At 66.8% G+C, this 16,671-nt stretch carries 20 protein-coding genes; 8 read left to right on the top strand and 12 right to left on the bottom strand.

From position 1 onward, the window contains the following. Positions 1-50 precede the first annotated feature (50 nt). From BN60_RS26100 to tsaD, 6 genes are read right to left on the bottom strand one after another with little or no spacing between them, the layout of a single operon-like run. Positions 51-827 carry an enoyl-CoA hydratase/isomerase family protein gene (locus BN60_RS26100; RefSeq protein WP_020699135.1) on the bottom strand — a complete coding sequence of 259 codons (777 nt, stop codon included), beginning with the start codon at positions 825-827 and terminating at the stop codon, positions 51-53. A gap of 30 nt (positions 828-857) precedes the next feature. Further along, complete coding sequence (locus BN60_RS26095) at positions 858-1,718, bottom strand: DMT family transporter (protein WP_020699134.1); 861 nt, start codon at positions 1,716-1,718, stop codon at positions 858-860. Positions 1,719-1,727: 9 nt separating this feature from the next. Beyond that, complete coding sequence (locus BN60_RS26090) at positions 1,728-2,135, bottom strand: EVE domain-containing protein (protein WP_020699133.1); 408 nt, start codon at positions 2,133-2,135, stop codon at positions 1,728-1,730. 9 nt (positions 2,136-2,144) lie between these two features. Beyond that, complete coding sequence (locus tag BN60_RS26085; RefSeq protein WP_020699132.1) at positions 2,145-3,134, bottom strand: NAD(P)H-dependent glycerol-3-phosphate dehydrogenase; 990 nt, start codon at positions 3,132-3,134, stop codon at positions 2,145-2,147. Next, positions 3,131-3,766, bottom strand: a complete 636-nt coding sequence (locus BN60_RS26080) for a 2OG-Fe(II) oxygenase family protein (protein ID WP_020699131.1) — start codon at positions 3,764-3,766, stop codon at positions 3,131-3,133. The genes BN60_RS26085 and BN60_RS26080 overlap by 4 nt, the downstream gene beginning before the upstream one ends. Before the next feature lie 9 nt (positions 3,767-3,775). Then, complete coding sequence (gene tsaD / locus BN60_RS26075; protein WP_020699130.1) at positions 3,776-4,819, bottom strand: tRNA (adenosine(37)-N6)-threonylcarbamoyltransferase complex transferase subunit TsaD; 1,044 nt, start codon at positions 4,817-4,819, stop codon at positions 3,776-3,778. A 45-nt stretch (positions 4,820-4,864) separates the two neighbouring features. On the opposite strand from tsaD, the gene hemC reads away from it, so the two are divergent. Further along, positions 4,865-5,791, top strand: a complete 927-nt coding sequence (gene hemC, locus BN60_RS26070) for a hydroxymethylbilane synthase (RefSeq protein ID WP_020699129.1) — start codon at positions 4,865-4,867, stop codon at positions 5,789-5,791. 135 nt (positions 5,792-5,926) lie between these two features. Here hemC and BN60_RS26065 read toward each other — a convergent pair whose 3' ends face one another. Then, a complete protein-coding gene (locus tag BN60_RS26065) occupies positions 5,927-6,577 on the bottom strand; it encodes a 2OG-Fe(II) oxygenase family protein (RefSeq protein ID WP_020699128.1) in 651 nt (216 codons plus the stop codon). A gap of 248 nt (positions 6,578-6,825) precedes the next feature. On the opposite strand from BN60_RS26065, the gene BN60_RS26060 reads away from it, so the two are divergent. Genes BN60_RS26060 through BN60_RS26045 form a run of 4 tightly spaced genes read left to right on the top strand, consistent with a single transcriptional unit; the run spans position 6,826 to position 9,749 of the window. Next, positions 6,826-7,638: a M48 family metallopeptidase gene (locus BN60_RS26060; RefSeq protein ID WP_043286877.1), complete on the top strand. Its 813-nt coding sequence runs from the start codon at positions 6,826-6,828 to the stop codon at positions 7,636-7,638. Further along, positions 7,635-7,871, top strand: coding sequence for a sulfurtransferase TusA family protein (locus BN60_RS26055; RefSeq protein ID WP_020699126.1), 237 nt, complete (start codon positions 7,635-7,637; stop codon positions 7,869-7,871). Before BN60_RS26060 ends, BN60_RS26055 begins: the two co-directional genes overlap by 4 nt. Before the next feature lie 37 nt (positions 7,872-7,908). Continuing rightward, a complete protein-coding gene (locus BN60_RS26050) occupies positions 7,909-9,114 on the top strand; it encodes a phosphoglycerate kinase (protein WP_020699125.1) in 1,206 nt (401 codons plus the stop codon). 11 nt (positions 9,115-9,125) lie between these two features. Then, positions 9,126-9,749: an NUDIX hydrolase gene (locus BN60_RS26045; protein WP_020699124.1), complete on the top strand. Its 624-nt coding sequence runs from the start codon at positions 9,126-9,128 to the stop codon at positions 9,747-9,749. Positions 9,750-9,758: 9 nt separating this feature from the next. Here BN60_RS26045 and BN60_RS26040 read toward each other — a convergent pair whose 3' ends face one another. Genes BN60_RS26040 through BN60_RS26025 form a run of 4 tightly spaced genes read right to left on the bottom strand, consistent with a single transcriptional unit; the run spans position 9,759 to position 13,331 of the window. Further along, positions 9,759-10,358, bottom strand: a complete 600-nt coding sequence (locus BN60_RS26040; RefSeq protein ID WP_020699123.1) for a septation protein A — start codon at positions 10,356-10,358, stop codon at positions 9,759-9,761. Positions 10,359-10,382: 24 nt separating this feature from the next. Next, on the bottom strand, positions 10,383-11,594 hold the full coding sequence (gene ftsY / locus BN60_RS26035) for a signal recognition particle-docking protein FtsY (protein WP_020699122.1): 1,212 nt from the start codon (positions 11,592-11,594) through the stop codon (positions 10,383-10,385). Beyond that, a complete protein-coding gene (gene dapF / locus BN60_RS26030) occupies positions 11,591-12,439 on the bottom strand; it encodes a diaminopimelate epimerase (RefSeq protein ID WP_020699121.1) in 849 nt (282 codons plus the stop codon). Before dapF ends, ftsY begins: the two co-directional genes overlap by 4 nt. A gap of 7 nt (positions 12,440-12,446) precedes the next feature. Continuing rightward, positions 12,447-13,331, bottom strand: a complete 885-nt coding sequence (locus BN60_RS26025; RefSeq protein ID WP_020699120.1) for a hypothetical protein — start codon at positions 13,329-13,331, stop codon at positions 12,447-12,449. An 86-nt stretch (positions 13,332-13,417) separates the two neighbouring features. Here BN60_RS26025 and BN60_RS26020 point away from each other — a divergent pair, with 86 nt between their 5' ends. Next, a complete protein-coding gene (locus tag BN60_RS26020; protein WP_020699119.1) occupies positions 13,418-14,020 on the top strand; it encodes a 2-hydroxychromene-2-carboxylate isomerase in 603 nt (200 codons plus the stop codon). 3 nt (positions 14,021-14,023) lie between these two features. Here the strand turns inward: BN60_RS26020 and BN60_RS26015 are convergent, their stop codons facing one another. Beyond that, complete coding sequence (locus BN60_RS26015) at positions 14,024-14,686, bottom strand: CPBP family intramembrane glutamic endopeptidase (protein WP_177324864.1); 663 nt, start codon at positions 14,684-14,686, stop codon at positions 14,024-14,026. A 146-nt stretch (positions 14,687-14,832) separates the two neighbouring features. Between BN60_RS26015 and ffh the strand changes: the two genes are divergently transcribed. Together ffh and rpsP are read left to right on the top strand one after the other, a co-directional pair. Then, on the top strand, positions 14,833-16,236 hold the full coding sequence (ffh, locus tag BN60_RS26010) for a signal recognition particle protein (RefSeq protein WP_020699117.1): 1,404 nt from the start codon (positions 14,833-14,835) through the stop codon (positions 16,234-16,236). Positions 16,237-16,293: 57 nt separating this feature from the next. Then, positions 16,294-16,665, top strand: a complete 372-nt coding sequence (gene rpsP / locus BN60_RS26005) for a 30S ribosomal protein S16 (protein WP_020699116.1) — start codon at positions 16,294-16,296, stop codon at positions 16,663-16,665. The last annotated feature ends 6 nt before the right edge of the window (positions 16,666-16,671 follow it).

Below are 16,671 nucleotides of genomic sequence, written 5' to 3'. Positions count from 1 at the left end.
TATGGACGGCGCGCCTGTGACTCTTCAAGTCGCTCGAAGAAGCTGCGCGCTCAGCGCGGCTTCCAGACCGGCGACCGCTTGGCCGCAAAGGCATTGACACCTTCCTGGCTGTCGGACGTCGAAGCGATGGTGCAGAAGGCCTCGACGATCTCCGCGACGTTCTTGCGATAATCCATGTCGCAGGCACGACCGAAGGCCGCTCGCGCCAGGCGCATCACCTGCGGCGACTTGGCGGCGAAGGTGCGCGCCAGCTTGTGCGCCTCGGCGAGGACATCGGCATCCGGCACGATCTTGCTTACCAACCCCAGCGATGCCGCCTCGGCCGCATCGAAGGAGCGACCGCTGAACAACAGCTCGAAGGCCCGGTGCTTGCCGATGATGCGTGGCAAGTGGACGAAATGGATGCCGGGGATGAGGCCGACATCGATCTCGGGATAGCCGAAGGTTGCCTTCTCGCCAGCAACGATCACGTCGCAGGAAATCGAGAGGGTCATCCCCGCGCCACGTGCCGCCCCGGCCACCGCCGCAATCGAGGGTTTGCCGAGCGCGAGCTGGACGTCGTGCAATTCGACGTAGAGCGCCGACAGGAGCGTATGCATCTCTGCCACCGACTTGCCCTGCACCTGATCGAGGTCGAGACCCGCGCAGAAGCGGCGCGGCGTGCCGCTCGAGATCACGACGGCGCCCACCGCCGTATCGGCGGTCGCCCGGCGCAGCGCCGCGATGATCTCGCGCACCGTCACGAGGTCGAGCGCATTCACCGGCGGGCGGGTCAGCACGATATCGGCAATGCCTTCGGACACGGAATAGGTGACGGCGTTCGTCATCGAGATACCTTTGCTTTGATTTTGATCAACTCAGTGCCGCACCCGCTCGCGATGCAGGATGTACAAGCCGGAGCCCACGATCACGACGATACCGGCGATGGCGAGCGCGTTGGGCACCTCGCCCCAGACGACATAGCCGATGCCCAGCGCCCACAGGATCGAGGAATAGCGAAACGACGCCATGACCGAGATCTCGCCGCCCGAACGCAGCGCGACCACAAGGAACTGGTAGCCGGCGGCGAGCAGCAACGAGGAGGCAATTATGAAGCCGAGGCCGCGCCAGTCCATCGGCTGCCAGCCTTCGAACAAAGCCCAGATGCAACCGACGAAAGCGACACCCAGGGCCGTCGTGAAGGAGACGACCAGGGTCGGCACGGCGGGCGGCAGATAGCGGGCGATGATGTCGCGGAAGGCGCCGATCAACGTCGCCAGCAGCACCAGCCAGGTCCAGGCATTGATGTCGCCGGGCCGCGGCTGGATCACCAGCAGGACGCCCAGGAAGCCGACCGTTACCGCCGTCCACCGTCGCCAGCGCACATCCTCCTTGAGGATCAGCACGGCCAGCACCGTCAGCACCAGCGGTGTCGAGAGGTTGATGGCCGTGGCGATGGCGAAGGGGATCTGGAACAGCGCGATCAGGTAGAAGATCGCCGCCCCAGACTCAAGTCCGCCGCGCAGCATCACCAGCGGATGCACGGCCAGCCTGAGGTGGCGCCAGGCGCCGCTGACCATCAGGGCGAGGCTGCACCAGAGAGTGGCAAACAGGCCGCGGACGCCGATCGCCTGGACGGACGGGATGGACTCGGCGGCGAGCTTGATCAGCGCATCGTTGAAGATGAAGACCACCACCGACGCCGCCATCGCCAGGATGCCGCGCGTGTTGTCGACCATGTTTGATCGCTAGGCGGCAGCCATCTTCATGATCATCTTCCACTGCTCGTCGCTCACCGGCACGACGGAGAGGCGCGATTGGCGGACCAGACCGAAATCCTTGAGCCGGGGATCGGCCTTGATGGCGGCGAGCGTCACCGGCGTCTTCACCGGCTCGACCGCCTTCACGTCGACGGTGACGGCCTTGCCTGCCTTGTCCGTGGGATCGGGATAGGCCGTCTTCACCACCTCGGCGATGCCCACGATCTCCTTGCCTTCGTTGGAATGATAGAAGAAGCAGCGATCGCCGACCTTCATGGCCTTCAGGTTGATTGCAGCCTGGGCATTGCGCACGCCGGTCCAGGAGGTCTTCTTCTCCTTCACGAACTGCGCCCAACCATACACAGACGGCTCCGACTTGATGAGCCAATGCGCCATTGTTTCCCCCTACTCGCCTTCGCGGCGCAACGGACGCGCCAGCAAGGCGCGGATCGCTTCGTCGAGGCCCGCGCCGTGATGCAGGATAGCATCGACGGCCGTGCAAATCGGCATTTCGATATCGAGCCTGGCGGCACGCGCCAGGACTGCCGGCGCCGTCGCCGCTCCCTCGACGACCTGGCGGCGGCCCTCCATATAGGCAGCGAGGCTCGCTCCCTTGCCGAGGGCCACGCCCAGGGAGCGATTGCGCGACAGCGGGCCGTGACAGGTCAGCACCAGATCGCCGAGGCCGCTGAGGCCGCTCAGCGTCTCCAGACTGGCGCCCATGGCGAGACCGAGCCGCGCCATCTCCGCAAAGCCGCGCGTGATCAGCGCGGCGGCGGCGTTGTGACCAAGGCCACGGCCCTCGACGATGCCGGCGGCGATTGCCAGGACATTCTTCACCGCACCGCCCACCGACACGCCGGTGACATCGTCCGTCCAGTAGGGCCGGAACATGCCGGCCGCCAGCGCACCGGCGAGGTCGCGGCCGAGCGCCGCGTCGTGGGTGGCGATGCTGACCGCGGTCGGCAGGCCTTGTACCGCTTCCTCGGCGAAGCTCGGCCCCGAGAGCATGGCCATCGCCCGCCCCGGCAAGGTCTCCGCCAGGACTTCCGGCATGAGCAGGCCGGTCGAGGCTTCGATGCCTTTGGCGCAGATCACCACGGGCGAAGCGCCGGGCAGCTCGCGTGCAACGACACGCAGCGCCTGCGCGGGACAGACGAGCAGGATTGCATCGCAGGCCGCGAGCGCACCGAGGTTCGCGGCGGCCTCGATGCCGGCGTCGAGCGATTGTCCGGGCAAGTAGATCTCGTTGCGCCGCTCGCGTGCAATCGCTTGCGAGACAGAAGGGTCACGCGACCACAGGGTCACCTTGCGGTCCGCGCGACGGGCCAGACAGGCGAGCGCAGTGCCCCAGGCGCCGCCGCCCACGACGCCGATATGGTCGAACGTCCTCACAGGCTGAGATTGAGGGCGATGGAGATGCGCCGCTCGGTGCCGAGATAGGGCCGCACCTGATGCAGCAGCCAGGAGGGGAACATCACCAGCCGGCCGGCCTTGGGCACGAATGTCTGGTTGGTTCCGGCCGCGAGGCCGCCCGGCAAGGCGAAGGCAAGGTGCGGCGCATACATGGCCGGCGCCGCCCCGCGCGGATCCATGAACTCCAGCTCGCCGCCCAGCGCCGGATTGGCCGAGATGCCGCCGTCATCGACGTAGTAGACGCCCGACCAGAAGCTGCCGGGATGGGAATGAAATTCGTTGCCGTGGCCGCTGCGGTTGATGTTCGCCCACATATTGGCCTGCCACAGGATGGCGACCGGCTTGCCGGTGCGGTCCGTGGTGATGCGGTTGGCGATGTTGCGCGCAATCGCCAGCAGCTTGATCGCGGATGCGCCAGCCCATTTGTCGAGATCGAGCGTCGACTGCCAGCCGCCGAGCGTGCTGCGCGATTCGCTGGGCTGCTCGGCTTCGCGCTTCAGCAGCACTGGCCGCAACGCGGCGTTGAGCTGCGCGCCGTCCGGCAGGTCGACCACGATGATCGGCGTGGCGAAGGCCGCGACTGTCTCGAAGGAAAGCGATGCGCTGCTCATGCGGCCATCCTACACGCGTTTGGCCGTCGTCGCGGTCGGATCGAGCGGCCAGCGCGGACGCGGGCGGAAGTCGAGAGCGTCGACACGGCCGAGCCGCAGCCGCTCGACGCCGGCCCAGGCGATCATGGCGCCGTTGTCGGTGCAGAGCCGGACCGGCGGCGCCACCAGCGTCGCGCCATGGGCCGCCGCGACCTCTTCGAGCCGGCTCCGCAGATAGACATTGGCCGCGACACCGCCCGCCACCACCAGCGTGGGCATCGGCGCCAGCGCCAGGGCGTTGGTGCAGCGGTCGGCAAAGACATCGCCCACGGTGCGCTGGAAAGAAGCACAGAGATCGGCCACCGCGGTCGCATCGTTCGGGTCGAGCTTCTCCGCCGCCTGGCGTACCGCGGTCTTGAGACCCGAGAAGGAAAAATCGCAGCCGGGCTTGCGCCACATCGGCCGCGGTAGGGCGAAACGCTTGGGGTCGCCACCTGCCGCCGCCTTCTCGACCGCCGGCCCGCCGGGAAAGCCGAGCCCCAGCAGCTTGGCCGTCTTGTCGAAGCACTCGCCCGCGGCATCGTCGATGGTCGTGCCGAGCCGCGTGAAATCGCCGGGGCCGCGCACAGTAAGGAGCTGACAATGGCCGCCCGAGGCCAGCAGGAGGAGATAAGGAAACTCGACCGGCTCGGTCAGGCGCACGGACAGCGCATGTCCTTCGAGATGGTTGACCGCCAGGAAGGGTTTGTCGTGCGCGAAGGCCAGCGCCTTGCCGGTCATGACGCCAACCATGACGCCGCCGATCAGCCCCGGACCGCCGGTCGCGGCGATGCCATCGAGATCGGCGAGGCCAACGCCCGCTTCGGCGAGCGCCTGCTCGATCAGGCCGTCGATCCGCTCCAGATGGGCGCGCGCAGCGATCTCCGGCACGACTCCGCCAAACCGGCGATGCTCGGTGAGCTGGCTGTAGACCGTGTTCGACAGGATCCTGCCGACCGGTTGCGGCCCGGCCGGCCCCTCGACCACGGCAACGGCCGTTTCGTCGCAGCTCGTTTCGATGCCCAGCACCAACATGCGGGTCTTCTGGCATGATGCGACTGCTTACGCTAGAGCAGCGCCATGACGGCTCCCCTTCTCCGGCTCGGCACGCGCGGCAGCCGGCTCGCGCTCACCCAGACCGGCCTGGTCCGCGACGCCCTGGCCCGGGCGGTACCGGCCCTCGCCGCACCCGACGCCATCGAGATCGTGGCCATCAAGACCACCGGCGATGCCATCCAGGACCGCCCGCTTTCCGAGGCCGGCGGCAAGGGCCTGTTCGTCAAGGAGATCGAGGAAGCCATGTTCTCCGGTCGCATCGATGCGGCCGTGCACAGCATGAAGGACATGCCGACGGAACAGCCGCCCGGCCTCGTCATTTCTGCCTTCCTGCCGCGCGAAGATACGCGCGACGTGCTGATCGCGGGCGAGGTGAGGCGTATCGCCGACCTGCCCAGGGGCGCGATCGTCGGCACCTCCGCACTGCGCCGCCGTGCGCTGCTGCTGCACCGGCGCCCCGACCTCGAGATCGTGACCCTGCGCGGCAATGTCGAAACGCGATTGACCAAGCGCGAGGCCGGCGTCGTGCAGGCGACGATCCTGGCGCTGGCCGGCTTGAATCGCCTTGGCATGGCGCATGTCGGCACGCCGATCCCGGAAGACGAGATGCTGCCGGCCGTCGGCCAGGGCGCGGTCTGCATCGAAGCGCGCGCCGACGATGCCCGGACGCGCGGCTGGCTGGCCGCCATCGATCACGCCGCGACGTCGGTCTGCGTCAGCGCCGAACACGCGATGCTGGCGGTGCTCGACGGCTCCTGCCGCACGCCGATTGCGGGACACGCGGTGCTGACCGGCGACGCCCTGCATCTGCGCGGCCTGATCGCCCGGCCCGACGGGTCGGAGGTGATCTTCACCGAGCGTCGCGGCAGTGCCGCGGATGCCCAGGCCATGGGCCGCGACGCCGGTCACGAACTGAAACGCAAAGGCGGACCGGACTTCTTCGCGACCTGAACCGACGCAGGTCTGTCGCGCACCGCGGCATCGTCCGCCCGCGCATATTCGCCGAGCCATGCGAGCCCGGCGAGCGCTTCGTCGAAGCGGCCAGCCGTAAACAGCTCTTCGCCGTTCGGGCCTACCGCAGGATGCTCACAAGCTGAGGTTGAATGCGATCGAGATGCGCTCGGCGTTACCGCGATACGCCCGCACTTGATGCGCCAGCCACGACGGAAACATCACCAGCCGGCCGGCCTTGGGCAGGACGGATTCATTGGCGCCGCCCGACAGGCCGCCCTGCATGGCGAAGCCGAGGTGAGGCGCATACATCACCGGCCCGGCGCCGCGCGGGTCCATGAACTCGAGCGCACCGCCCAGCGACGGATTCTCGAAGATGCCGCCATCGTCGACATAGTAGACGCCCGACCAGAAAGAGCCGGGATGAGAATGCATCAGGTTGGCGTTGCCGCTGCGGTTGATGTTCGCCCACATGTTGGCGCGCCAAGTCACGGCGAAGTAACCCGGATGCGGTCCGACACCCGCCGTTCCCTTGCGGTCCGTCGTCAACTTGTTGGCCGTGTTGCGACCGATGGCCAGGAGCTTCAGCGCAGGCGCACCGCCCCAGCGATCCATGTCCCAAGTCGATTGCCAGCCGCCTTCATTGGAATGCTCTGTCGTCGGATGCGACTTCTCACGCGTCTCGATGACGCTGCGCAGCTCCACGTTGAGCGCCATCGCATCCGGCACGTCGTAGACGACCAGCGGCGTGGCAAATAAGGGGATGATGTCGGCCACGGCGCTCATGCGGACGACCATTCCGCTAAAGGCGATACCCCGCGAACCAGATACACTGCGGCGACCATTCACTGTGTATTTTGTGCGGAAACATCGCTTCACGCATCCCTCAGAGCAATGCAGCGTTGCATGGCAGACTTCTCGGGATAGAGACTGCAAATACGGGGTTTTGGCGCGTGTTCACGCATTCGTTATTTTGGCCGCCTTCGAGAGCCGACCGAGAGGACGGCATTGCTGCGATGTTCAAGGGGATTTGCATGTTCTTCGCTCTGCGCCTGCTGCTGACATTATGCGGTCTCACCGTCGTGCTGACGGCATGTGAAACGGCACCGGTCTCCGGTCGCTCGCAGATCATGCTGGTGAGCGAGAGCGAGGAGCGCGACATGGGGCTCAAGGCCTATCGCGAAGTGCTGAGCAAGGAACCGCTTTCCGGTAACACGCAGGCGAGCGCGCTGGTCGAGAAGGTCGGTCGCCGCATTGCTGCAGCTGCCGAACGGCCGCCGGAAGACATGTGGCGCGCACCGCACTTCCGATGGGAGTTCAAGACCATCGACAAGAGCGAGCCTAACGCCTTCTGCCTGCCGGGCGGCAAGATCGCGGTCTACACGGGTCTGCTGCCAATCACGCGAACCGAGACGGGCCTCGCGGTGGTCGTCGCCCACGAGGTGGCACATGCGCTGGCACGCCATGGCGCCGAGCGCATGAGCGACCAGATGGTGGCCGCAGTCGGCACCACCGCCGCCGCGGTCGCCCTCTCGGCGACGGTGAGCGGCCGCAGCCGCACCTATCTGCCAGCGATGATGGCGGCCGTCGGCGCCGGCGCGACAGTCGGATTCATTCTGCCCATGTCGCGCGCGCAGGAATCCGAAGCCGACCGCATCGGCCTCGTGCTGATGGCCATGGCCGGGTACGACCCTCGCGAGGCCGTGGGTTTGTGGGAACGCATGCGCGCGGCAAACTCAGGCAAGCAGCAGGCGGAGTGGCTCAGCACACATCCGGCCGATACGACGCGCATCACCAATATTCAGCGCTGGCTTCCGGAAGCGATGAAGTATTATCGCCCACGATGAACCATACACCCGCCACGCTGGAGTACGACGCAACGGGGCTGCTTTGCCCACTGCCCGTGCTGCGCGCCAACCGCAAGCTGCGCGAGCTGCCGCCGGGCGGATTGCTCACGGTGCGCGCGACCGATCCGGCCGCCGAGGCCGACTTTCCGGCCTATTGCCGCCAGACCGGCCATGAGCTTGTCTCGACGGACCGCGAGGGTGAGGTGCTGGTCTTCATCATCCGGAAACGCTAGGCAGACGGCGTAATTCGACGAAATCGCAGAGAGACTCATGCCCCAGGCGACGTTCAAGACGATCGACTCCATCGACATGGCCGGCAAACGCGTACTGGTGCGCGTCGACCTCAACGTGCCGATGAAGAACGGCAAGGTGACCGACGCCACGCGCATCGAGCGGGCCGCGCCGACGATTTCCGAACTGGCGGCCAAGGGCGCGAAGGTGATCGTGCTCAGCCACTTCGGCCGGCCGGACGGCAAGCGGGTGCCGGAGATGTCCTTGCGCCCGCTGGTCGAACCGCTGGAGAAAGCGCTCGGAAAGCCGGTCGGCTTCGCCGAGGATTGCATCGGACCGCTGGCCGAAGATGCCGTGCGCAACATGAAGGCCGGCGACGTCCTGCTGCTGGAGAACCTCCGCTTTCACAAGGAAGAGGAGAAGAACGATGCGGCCTTCATCGACAAGCTCTCGCTGTTGGGCGACGTCTACGTGAACGACGCGTTCTCGGCGGCCCATCGCGCACATGCCTCAACCGAGGGCCTCGCCAACCGGCTGCCCGCCGTTGCCGGGCGGCTGATGCAGGGCGAACTGGAAGCGCTCGACAAGGCGCTGGGCAATCCCAAGCGTCCGGTCTGCGCCATCGTCGGCGGCGCCAAGGTCTCGACCAAGCTGGACCTGCTCGGCAATCTCGTGGGCAAGGTCGACAAGCTGATCATCGGCGGCGGCATGGCCAACACCTTCCTGCATGCGCAGGGGATCAAGATCGGCAAGTCGTTGGCGGAGAAGGATCTCGCGGCCACCGCGCTCGAGATCCTGGAGAAAGCCAAGGCCGCCAAGTGCCAAGTGCTGCTGCCGGTCGACGTCGTGGTTGCCGCAGAGTTCAAGGCAGGCGCCGCGAACAAGACAGTGGAAGCAAATGCCTGCCCGGACGATCAGATGATCCTCGACGTCGGCCCGAAGTCGGTCGACCTCTACCGGCAGGAACTTGCAGCGTGCTCGACGGTGGTATGGAACGGTCCGGTCGGCGCCTTCGAGATGAAGCCCTTCGACACCGGCACGGTGGCGTTGGCCCAGGAAGTGGCGCGGCTCACCACAGACGGCAAGCTGCTCTCTGTGGCCGGCGGCGGCGACACGGTCGCGGCGCTGGCGGCGGCGGGCGTCGAGGAGAAGTTCTCCTACGTCTCCACGGCAGGCGGAGCCTTCCTCGAATGGATGGAAGGCAAGACTCTGCCCGGCGTTGCAGCCCTGATACGAGCGGCGTAGGACTGGGCGCCATGAGTGCGCCCCCATCGTCCGACCGCCCCCTTCCCGACCGCCCTCGGCTGCCCTGGGATCCGCCCGAGCATTTCGAGAAGCGTATTCCCGACGGCGACAACCGCGAGCGGCTGGTCTGCGGCCGCTGCGAGTTCATCCACTACCAGAACCCCAAGATCGTCGCGGGCGCCGTCTGCACCTGGGGCGACGGGGCAAACGAGAAGATCCTTCTCGCCAGACGCGCCATCGAACCGCGCAGGGGATTCTGGACCATGCCCGCCGGTTACATGGAGCTGGGGGAGACGACCGAGCAGGCGGCGCAGCGCGAAGCCCGGGAAGAGGCTTGCGCCACCATCGAGATCGATCGGCTGCTTGCCATGTACAGCGTGGCGCGCATCGGCCAGGTGCAGATCATGTACCGCGCCAGGCTCGTCAGCGCCGACGTGGCGCCGGGCATCGAGAGCGAGGAAGTGGCACTGGTCGACTGGGCCGACATTCCGTGGGACCAGCTCGCCTTCCCCACCGTGGTCTGGGCGCTGGCCCACTTCCACGACTCGCGCGGCAAGGCCGACTTCGCGACCTATTCCAACCCTACGGGCGATCTCGCCCGCATGTGGCCGCCGCGCAAGCCGAACGGCGTCTAAGGAGAAGCCTCAGCTTCCGCGGGCGAAGGGATTGTCGTCGCCGTCCCAGTAGCGCTTGAGCAGTGGGATCTGGAAGAAGGCGAAAGCGAGCGTGAGCGGGAAGCTCAGGAACATCTTGCTGGCGATCCAGGTCTCGGTCGGGAAGTTGCGCCACATCACTTCGTTGACCGCGGCCAGCACGAAGAAGAACACCGTCCAGCGCAGGGTAAGCTGATACCAGCCTTCGTTGGTCAACTTGAAGGCGGCACCGAACAGCGGCTTCAGCAGCGGCTTCTTGAACAGCAATAATCCGCCACCCAGGATGACGCCGAACAGGCAGTTCACGATGGTGGGCTTCAGCTTGATGAAGGTGTCGTCCTGCAGCCAGATCGTGAGGCCGCCGAACACCAGCACGAAGAAGCCGCCGACCAGCGGCATGATCGGCCAGCGCTTCTCGAGCATGCGGTAGCAGGGCAGCGCGATCGCGGTCGCGACGATGAAGACGCCGGTGCCCCAGTAGATGCCCCAGCGGCTGTTGGCGACGAAGAACAGGATCAGCGGCCCCAGCTCCAAAGCCGTGGCGTAGAGCTTGCGTGCGCCGTTTTCCTCACCTGCCCGTTCGTTGCTCATGCACGCTGCCTCATGCCTGTTGCCTTAAGCCGGCAGTCCCATCAATCCGCGGGCAAAGGCCCGCGCCTCGAACGGCCGCAGATCGTCGATGCCTTCGCCGACGCCGATGGCGACGACGGGCAGTTTGAATTTCTCGGCCAACGCCACCAGGACGCCGCCCTTGGCGCTGCCGTCGAGCTTGGTCAGTACCAGCGCATCGACCGGCGACATGGTCTTGAAGGTCTCGACCTGAGCATGGGCATTCTGGCCGGTGGTGGCATCGAGCACCAGCAGGCAGGAATGCGGCGCGTCGGGATCGAGCTTGCGGATCACGCGCACGATCTTGGCCAGCTCTTCCATCAGATTGGCCTTGTTGTGCAGGCGTCCGGCCGTGTCGATCAGCAGCACGTCCGTCTTCTCGGCACGCGCGCGCTCCAGCGCCTCGTAGGCCAGGCCCGCGGCATCGGCGCCGGTAGGCTTCGAGATGACAGGCACACCCGCGCGATCGCCCCAGACCTTGAGCTGCTCGACCGCGGCGGCGCGGAACGTATCGCCCGCGGCCAGCATCACCGAACGGCCCTCGCCCCTGTAGAGACTGGCGAGCTTGGCGATGGTCGTGGTCTTGCCGCTGCCGTTCACACCGACCACCAGGACGACATGCGGCTTGCGGGCCGCGTCGATGGCCAGCGGCACCGCGACCGGCTGGAGGATTTCGGCGATATCGTCGGCGAAGGCGGCGCGCACCTCCTCGTCGGTGACTTCCTTGCCGAAGCGCTCCTTGCCCAGCTTCTCGACCAGCCGCGCCGCGACCGTCACACCGAGATCGGCCTGGATCAACGCATCTTCGAGTTCGTTCAGCGTCTCCTGGTCGAGCTTCTTCTTGGTGAAGAGGCCGGTGATGCTCTCGGTGACGCGCTTGGTCGACTTGGCGAGCCCGTCGCGCAGCCGCGACAGCCAGCCCTTCTTCTCGACCTCGGGTTCCTTCTCGACCTCGGGCTTCTCGACCTCGGGCTTCTCAACCTCGGGTTCCTTCTCGGCCACCGCTTCGACAGGGGCCGTCTCGGGCTGCGGCGCCGTCCGCACCGGCTCGCTCGGCGACGGAGCGACCTGTGTCTCGGGCTCGGCCGCGACGGCCGGCTCTACCGGCTCGGTTTTCTCGATCTCAGGCTCGGCCGGCTTGGGCGTCTCGACGGCCGGGGTCCCCCGGGAGCGAAACCGCGCAAACCAGCCCTTCTTCTCGGGTTCCGTCTCGCTCATGCCAACAGCCCCGGCGAAAGCTCGCCCGTGTAGGCGACTGCGATGCCGCCGGTCATCATCACATGTCCGTCGCGCAGCCACTCGATACCGAGCGTGCCGTGTTCCATCACGACATCGACCGCGCGGCCGGTGAGGCCACGCCGCGCCGCGGCGACGCCGGCGGCACAGGCGCCTGACCCGCAGGCCAGCGTCAATCCCGCACCACGCTCCCAGACCCGCAGCCGGAGCCGGTTCTCGCCGATCACCTGCGCGACGCCGATATTGGCGCGCTCGGGAAAGAAGCGGTCATGCTCCAGCTTCGGCCCCAGTTCGGTGATTGCGATCGCGTCGAGATCGTCGACGAAGAAGGTGGCGTGCGGATTGCCCATGCTGGTGCCGACGGGATCCTGCAGAGGGCCGAGCCCCACCGGCATGTGGTTGGTGTCGCATGCGGTGGCGACCGGGATCTCGCGCCAGTCGAGGCGCGCCAGACCCATGTCGACCGAGATCACCGGCAGGCCGTTGCTGCCCTTGCCGGTCTTCTGCGACTCGAGCAGGCCGGAGATCGTTTGCACCGTCACCTGGTCGGTCTTGTGCTCGTCCATCACGACGGAGGCGACGCAGCGCGTGGCGTTTCCGCAAGCGCCGGCCTCGCTGCCGTCGGGATTGTAGATGCGCATGAAGACATCGGCGTCGCTGTCGGTCGGCGGCTCCAGCACGATGAGCTGATCGCAGCCCACGCCCAGCCGCCGGTCGGCGATGGCGCGCCGACGCGCCGGCGTCAGATCGAGCGGCGTGGCACGCGCATCGAGCACAACGAAGTCGTTGCCCAGTCCGTGCATCTTGAGGAACGGTGTCCCGGTCATTTGCGCGCTATATGGCGGTTCGTCCCGGCCAGCGCAACGCGCGCGGCCGGACCTGGCCGGCGTGCGGCCCGCCGATTTCGCGCACATCGAGCGTCGCCAGGCGCTTGGTGTAGATCGTGAGATGCAGGATACCCAACGCCTCGTAGGGCATCGCAGGCTCCACGAACAGGCCGCGTGCCGCGTCCCAGGCTGGCGTGGCGTGATGGACCGGCCAGTTGCAGCGGCTGGGCAGCGGCTCGTGACGGAGGCCCTTGTCGTAGACCAGCACGTTGAGCGCGAGCTGGTCCGTGAGATCGGTCGAGCGCTGCAGGGCTGCGTCGTAGACGTCGGCCCAGCCCGCCCAGTGCGGCGCATCGGCGGCAAGCGCGAAGACGCCGGCATTGATCATCGGATAGCGGATCAGCCGTTCCGCCGTCTCCTTGTCGAAGCAGGCCTCGTAGGCCGCCCCGCAGACCGCGGAGAATTCACCCCACGCATGATGATAGTGACGCATCGAGCGATGGATCTCCGGCGCGACGGCCAATGCGCCGGTACGCGCTGCGGTCAGGAACAGGTCGATCGCATCCCCCTGCTGCACCCAGCAATCGGCGTCGATCCAGAAATAGAGATCGAAGCCCGGGAAGTAGCGCGGCAGGAAGGGCCGCGCCGTCAACGCCTTGTAGCCATCCTTGAGTGCGGCACGGCCCGGGAACGCGAAATCCCATTGCGGCACGACCAGTTCGGCGCCCTGCTCTCGACACCAGGCGCGCTGCTCGTCCGTGAGACCGCAATCCAGCACGCCCAGCGCCAGGGCACGGCCTCCCGGCGTCGCCCGCAGCGAGGCGATGCAGTCGTGCATCAAGTCGAAGTAGGCGGCGTCGCCGCCCGTCAGGGCAATCGCTCTTTCGCTCACCGGAGGGACCTTGGCCGAACAGGGCTTTGCTGTCGCCTGCCATTCCGCCACAGTCGCGGCAACGTCGAATCGATGGGAAGAAACCGATGGCCAAGCATGTCGACTACTATGTCTCGCTGAACTCGCCCTGGACCTATCTCGGAGCCAAGCGCTTCGAGGCGATGACCAAGAAGTACGGCGCCGAAGTCACCATCTGGCCGGTCGATTTCGGTTCGGTGTTTGCGGTTTCGGGTGGCCTGCCGCTGCCCAAGCGCGCGCCGCAGCGTCAGGCCTATCGCATGATGGAGCTGAAGCGCTGGCGCGATCATCTCGGCGTGAAGACGACGCTGGAGCCCAAGTACTTTCCCGCCAACGAAGTCCCGGCCGCCAAGTGCGTGATCGCCCTGCGCGAACAGGGGCGCATGGCCGATGCCATCAAGCTGGCGCATGCCGTGCTGACCGGCCTGTGGGCGGAGGAGAAGAATACCGGCGATCCCGCGACACTGAAGGAAATCATCGCGGGCTGCGGCCTCGATGCCGACGCCGTCGTCGCGGCGAGCGAAGCGCCGGCGCTTGCCGACAAGCGCGAAGCCTATACCAAGCACGCCATTTCCCAGGGTGTGTTCGGCGCGCCGTCCTTCGTGATCGACGGCGAGATCTTCTGGGGCCAGGACCGTCTCGACTTCGTCGACCGCAAGCTGGCGTCTTAGGTTCTAGGTTCCCGCGAGGTACGCCGCGCCCAGCACCGCGAAGGCATTGTTGATCATGTGCGTGATCAACGTCGGCCACAGCGAGTTGGTGCGCCAGCGCAGCCAGCCGAACCAGAAGCCCAGGGGAAGAACGAGGACGATGTGGGCGGGTTCGGCATGGGCCGCGGCGAAGGCCAGCGAGCTCACGAGGAAGGCCGGCAGCGGCCCCCATCGTCCGGCGACCCAGCCGTAGAGCAGGCCGCGGAAGACCAGCTCTTCGACCGCAGGCGCCAGCACGGCCAGCACGAGAAGCGTCGGGATCAATACCGAAGGATCCCGCACGGAGTCGGTAACTTGTCTGACCCCTTCGGGCTGGACGCCGGTCTGGCTGACGGCAAAGGACAGGACCGTCGTACCGACCACGCCCAGCACGACGGGCCGCCAGCCCACCGGGCGCAGCCCCAGCGCCCGGGCGCCGTCTGCAAGGCCGAGCGGGGATACCGAAATCAGGACAGCCGCCAAGCCTGTTCCGAAGAAGACCGTCAGCAGCGGCAGCAGGGAACGATCCGGCAACAGCCAGATCGCCGCCGTCCCAATCAGGGCCCCGACCCCCAGAAAGGTCAGGATCGACCATCCGGGGACCGGATATAAATCCTTCTGGAACAAAGAGTTAGAAGAGCCGCTCAAGCGTTTTGACTCCTTCCGCGGCAGGCCTTATACCCCGCCCGCTCAATCGGTCGTGCCGATTTACAAGGTTCCCCCTCCGGGGAGCTCCGCTGATCCGCGAAGGTTCGCGCATCGGCGCGATACGTCTTTGAGCGAACAGGAGCGCGATGTTCGAGGGTCTGAGTAAACGCTTGGGCGATGTGTTCGACCGGCTGCGGGGGCGTGGAGCGCTCACCGAGGCCGATGTCGACGCGGCCCTGCGCGAAGTCCGCACCGCCCTGCTCGAAGCCGACGTGGCCCTGCCCGTTGTCCGCCAGTTCATCGACGAAGTCCGTCCCAAGGCCATCGGCGCCGATGTGATCCGCTCGGTCACGCCCGGTCAGATGGTGATCAAGATCGTCAACGACCACCTGGTCGAGATGCTGGGCGGCACCGTCTCCGACCTCGATCTCGGCGCCGTGCCGCCGGTCGTGATCCTGATGGTCGGCCTGCAGGGCTCGGGCAAGACCACCTCCTCCGCCAAGATCGCCTACCGCCTGAGCCAGGGCCCGCAGGGCATGGCCGCCGAAATGTTCGGTGGCACCTTCGCCACGCGCCGCAAGGTGATGATGGCCTCGCTCGACACGCGCCGCCCGGCCGCGCAGCAGCAGCTCAAGATCCTGGGCGAGCAGACCGGCGTGCCGACGCTGCCCATCGTGCCGCTCGAAATGCCGCTCGCCATCACGCGGCGCGCGCTCGAGACCGCCAAGCGCGAAGGCTTCGACGTCCTGATCCTCGACACGGCGGGCCGGCTCTCGATCGACGAGGAGCTGATGAAGGAGGTCGCCGACATCAGCGACCTTTCCAAGCCCAAGGAAACGCTGCTCGTCGCCGACGCCATGACCGGCCAGGATGCGGTGAACGTCGCCAAGGCCTTCAACGAGCGCCTGGCCGTCACCGGCATCGTGCTGACCCGGGTCGATGGCGACGCCCGCGGCGGTGCGGCGCTCTCGATGCGCGCCGTCACCGGCCGTCCGGTCAAGCTGATCGGCGTCGGCGAGAAGTTCGACGCGCTGGAGCCGTTCCATCCCGACCGTATCGCCAGCCGCATCCTCGGCATGGGCGACATCGTCTCGCTGGTCGAGCGCGCCGCCGAGACGATCGACAAGGAAGACGCCGAGAAGCTCGCCGCCAAGGTCCGCAAGGGTCAGTTCGACATGGACGACCTGCTGAACCAGCTCCGCCAGCTGCGCAAGATGGGCGGCCTGTCAGGCCTGATGGGCATGCTGCCGGGCGCCATGCAGGCCAAGGCCGCCATGTCCAAGGCCAAGATCGACGAAGGCCAGCTCAAGCGCCAGGAAGCGATCATCCTGTCGATGACGCCCAAGGAACGGCGCAACCCCGACGTCATCCACGCCTCGCGCAAGAAGCGCATCGCCAAGGGCTCGGGCGTGCAGGTGCAGGACGTCAACAAGCTGCTCAAGCAGCACGCCGACATGCTGAAGATGATGAAGCGCGTCAACAAGCTCGGCGACAAGGGATTCATGCGCAGCCTCGGAGGCATGGGAATGCCGCCGGGTTTCCCGCGCTGAAGAATTAGTGAACGCAACGTATCCGACGAATCGAAAGACAAAGAGAGGATTTGAAGAATGCTAGCAATCCGCATGACCCGGCACGGCACCAAGAAGCGGCCCTACTTCCACATCGTCGTGGCCGACTCGCGCAGCCCGCGCGACGGCCGCTTCATCGAGAAGGTCGGGACCTACAATCCGCTGCTGCCGCGCGAGCATGCCCAGCGCATCACGCTCGTCACCGAGCGGATCGCCCATTGGCTGAAGGTCGGCGCGCAGCCGTCCGACCGCGTCGCGAAGTTCCTGTCGCAGGCCGAGCTGATGCCGCCGCGCGAGCGCCGCGAGCAGACCAAGAAGAACCAGCCCCGCGCCAAGGCGCAGGAGCGCATGAAGGCCGAAGCCGCCGCCAAGGCAGCGCCGGCGGCCGAGGGTGAAGCCGCCGCGAGCTGATGAGCG

This window comes from Reyranella massiliensis 521, from assembly GCF_000312425.1.
Lineage (GTDB): Bacteria > Pseudomonadota > Alphaproteobacteria > Reyranellales > Reyranellaceae > Reyranella > Reyranella massiliensis.
This window is presented reverse-complemented; position numbering and strand designations above follow the sequence as displayed.

What these genes read in the sequence shown, in the direction of transcription:
- BN60_RS26100 (WP_020699135.1), bottom strand. Translation starts at nt 827, where the DNA reads ATGACGAACGCCGTCACCTATTCCGTGTCCGAAGGCATTGCCGATATC.
- BN60_RS26095 (WP_020699134.1), bottom strand. Translation starts at nt 1,718, where the DNA reads ATGGTCGACAACACGCGCGGCATCCTGGCGATGGCGGCGTCGGTGGTG.
- BN60_RS26090 (WP_020699133.1), bottom strand. Translation starts at nt 2,135, where the DNA reads ATGGCGCATTGGCTCATCAAGTCGGAGCCGTCTGTGTATGGTTGGGCG.
- BN60_RS26080 (WP_020699131.1), bottom strand. Translation starts at nt 3,766, where the DNA reads ATGAGCAGCGCATCGCTTTCCTTCGAGACAGTCGCGGCCTTCGCCACG.
- tsaD (WP_020699130.1), bottom strand. Translation starts at nt 4,819, where the DNA reads ATGTTGGTGCTGGGCATCGAAACGAGCTGCGACGAAACGGCCGTTGCC.
- hemC (WP_020699129.1), top strand. Translation starts at nt 4,865, where the DNA reads ATGACGGCTCCCCTTCTCCGGCTCGGCACGCGCGGCAGCCGGCTCGCG.
- BN60_RS26065 (WP_020699128.1), bottom strand. Translation starts at nt 6,577, where the DNA reads ATGAGCGCCGTGGCCGACATCATCCCCTTATTTGCCACGCCGCTGGTC.
- BN60_RS26060 (WP_043286877.1), top strand. Translation starts at nt 6,826, where the DNA reads ATGTTCTTCGCTCTGCGCCTGCTGCTGACATTATGCGGTCTCACCGTC.
- BN60_RS26055 (WP_020699126.1), top strand. Translation starts at nt 7,635, where the DNA reads ATGAACCATACACCCGCCACGCTGGAGTACGACGCAACGGGGCTGCTT.
- BN60_RS26050 (WP_020699125.1), top strand. Translation starts at nt 7,909, where the DNA reads ATGCCCCAGGCGACGTTCAAGACGATCGACTCCATCGACATGGCCGGC.
- BN60_RS26045 (WP_020699124.1), top strand. Translation starts at nt 9,126, where the DNA reads ATGAGTGCGCCCCCATCGTCCGACCGCCCCCTTCCCGACCGCCCTCGG.
- BN60_RS26040 (WP_020699123.1), bottom strand. Translation starts at nt 10,358, where the DNA reads ATGAGCAACGAACGGGCAGGTGAGGAAAACGGCGCACGCAAGCTCTAC.
- ftsY (WP_020699122.1), bottom strand. Translation starts at nt 11,594, where the DNA reads ATGAGCGAGACGGAACCCGAGAAGAAGGGCTGGTTTGCGCGGTTTCGC.
- dapF (WP_020699121.1), bottom strand. Translation starts at nt 12,439, where the DNA reads ATGACCGGGACACCGTTCCTCAAGATGCACGGACTGGGCAACGACTTC.
- BN60_RS26020 (WP_020699119.1), top strand. Translation starts at nt 13,418, where the DNA reads ATGGCCAAGCATGTCGACTACTATGTCTCGCTGAACTCGCCCTGGACC.
- ffh (WP_020699117.1), top strand. Translation starts at nt 14,833, where the DNA reads ATGTTCGAGGGTCTGAGTAAACGCTTGGGCGATGTGTTCGACCGGCTG.
- rpsP (WP_020699116.1), top strand. Translation starts at nt 16,294, where the DNA reads ATGCTAGCAATCCGCATGACCCGGCACGGCACCAAGAAGCGGCCCTAC.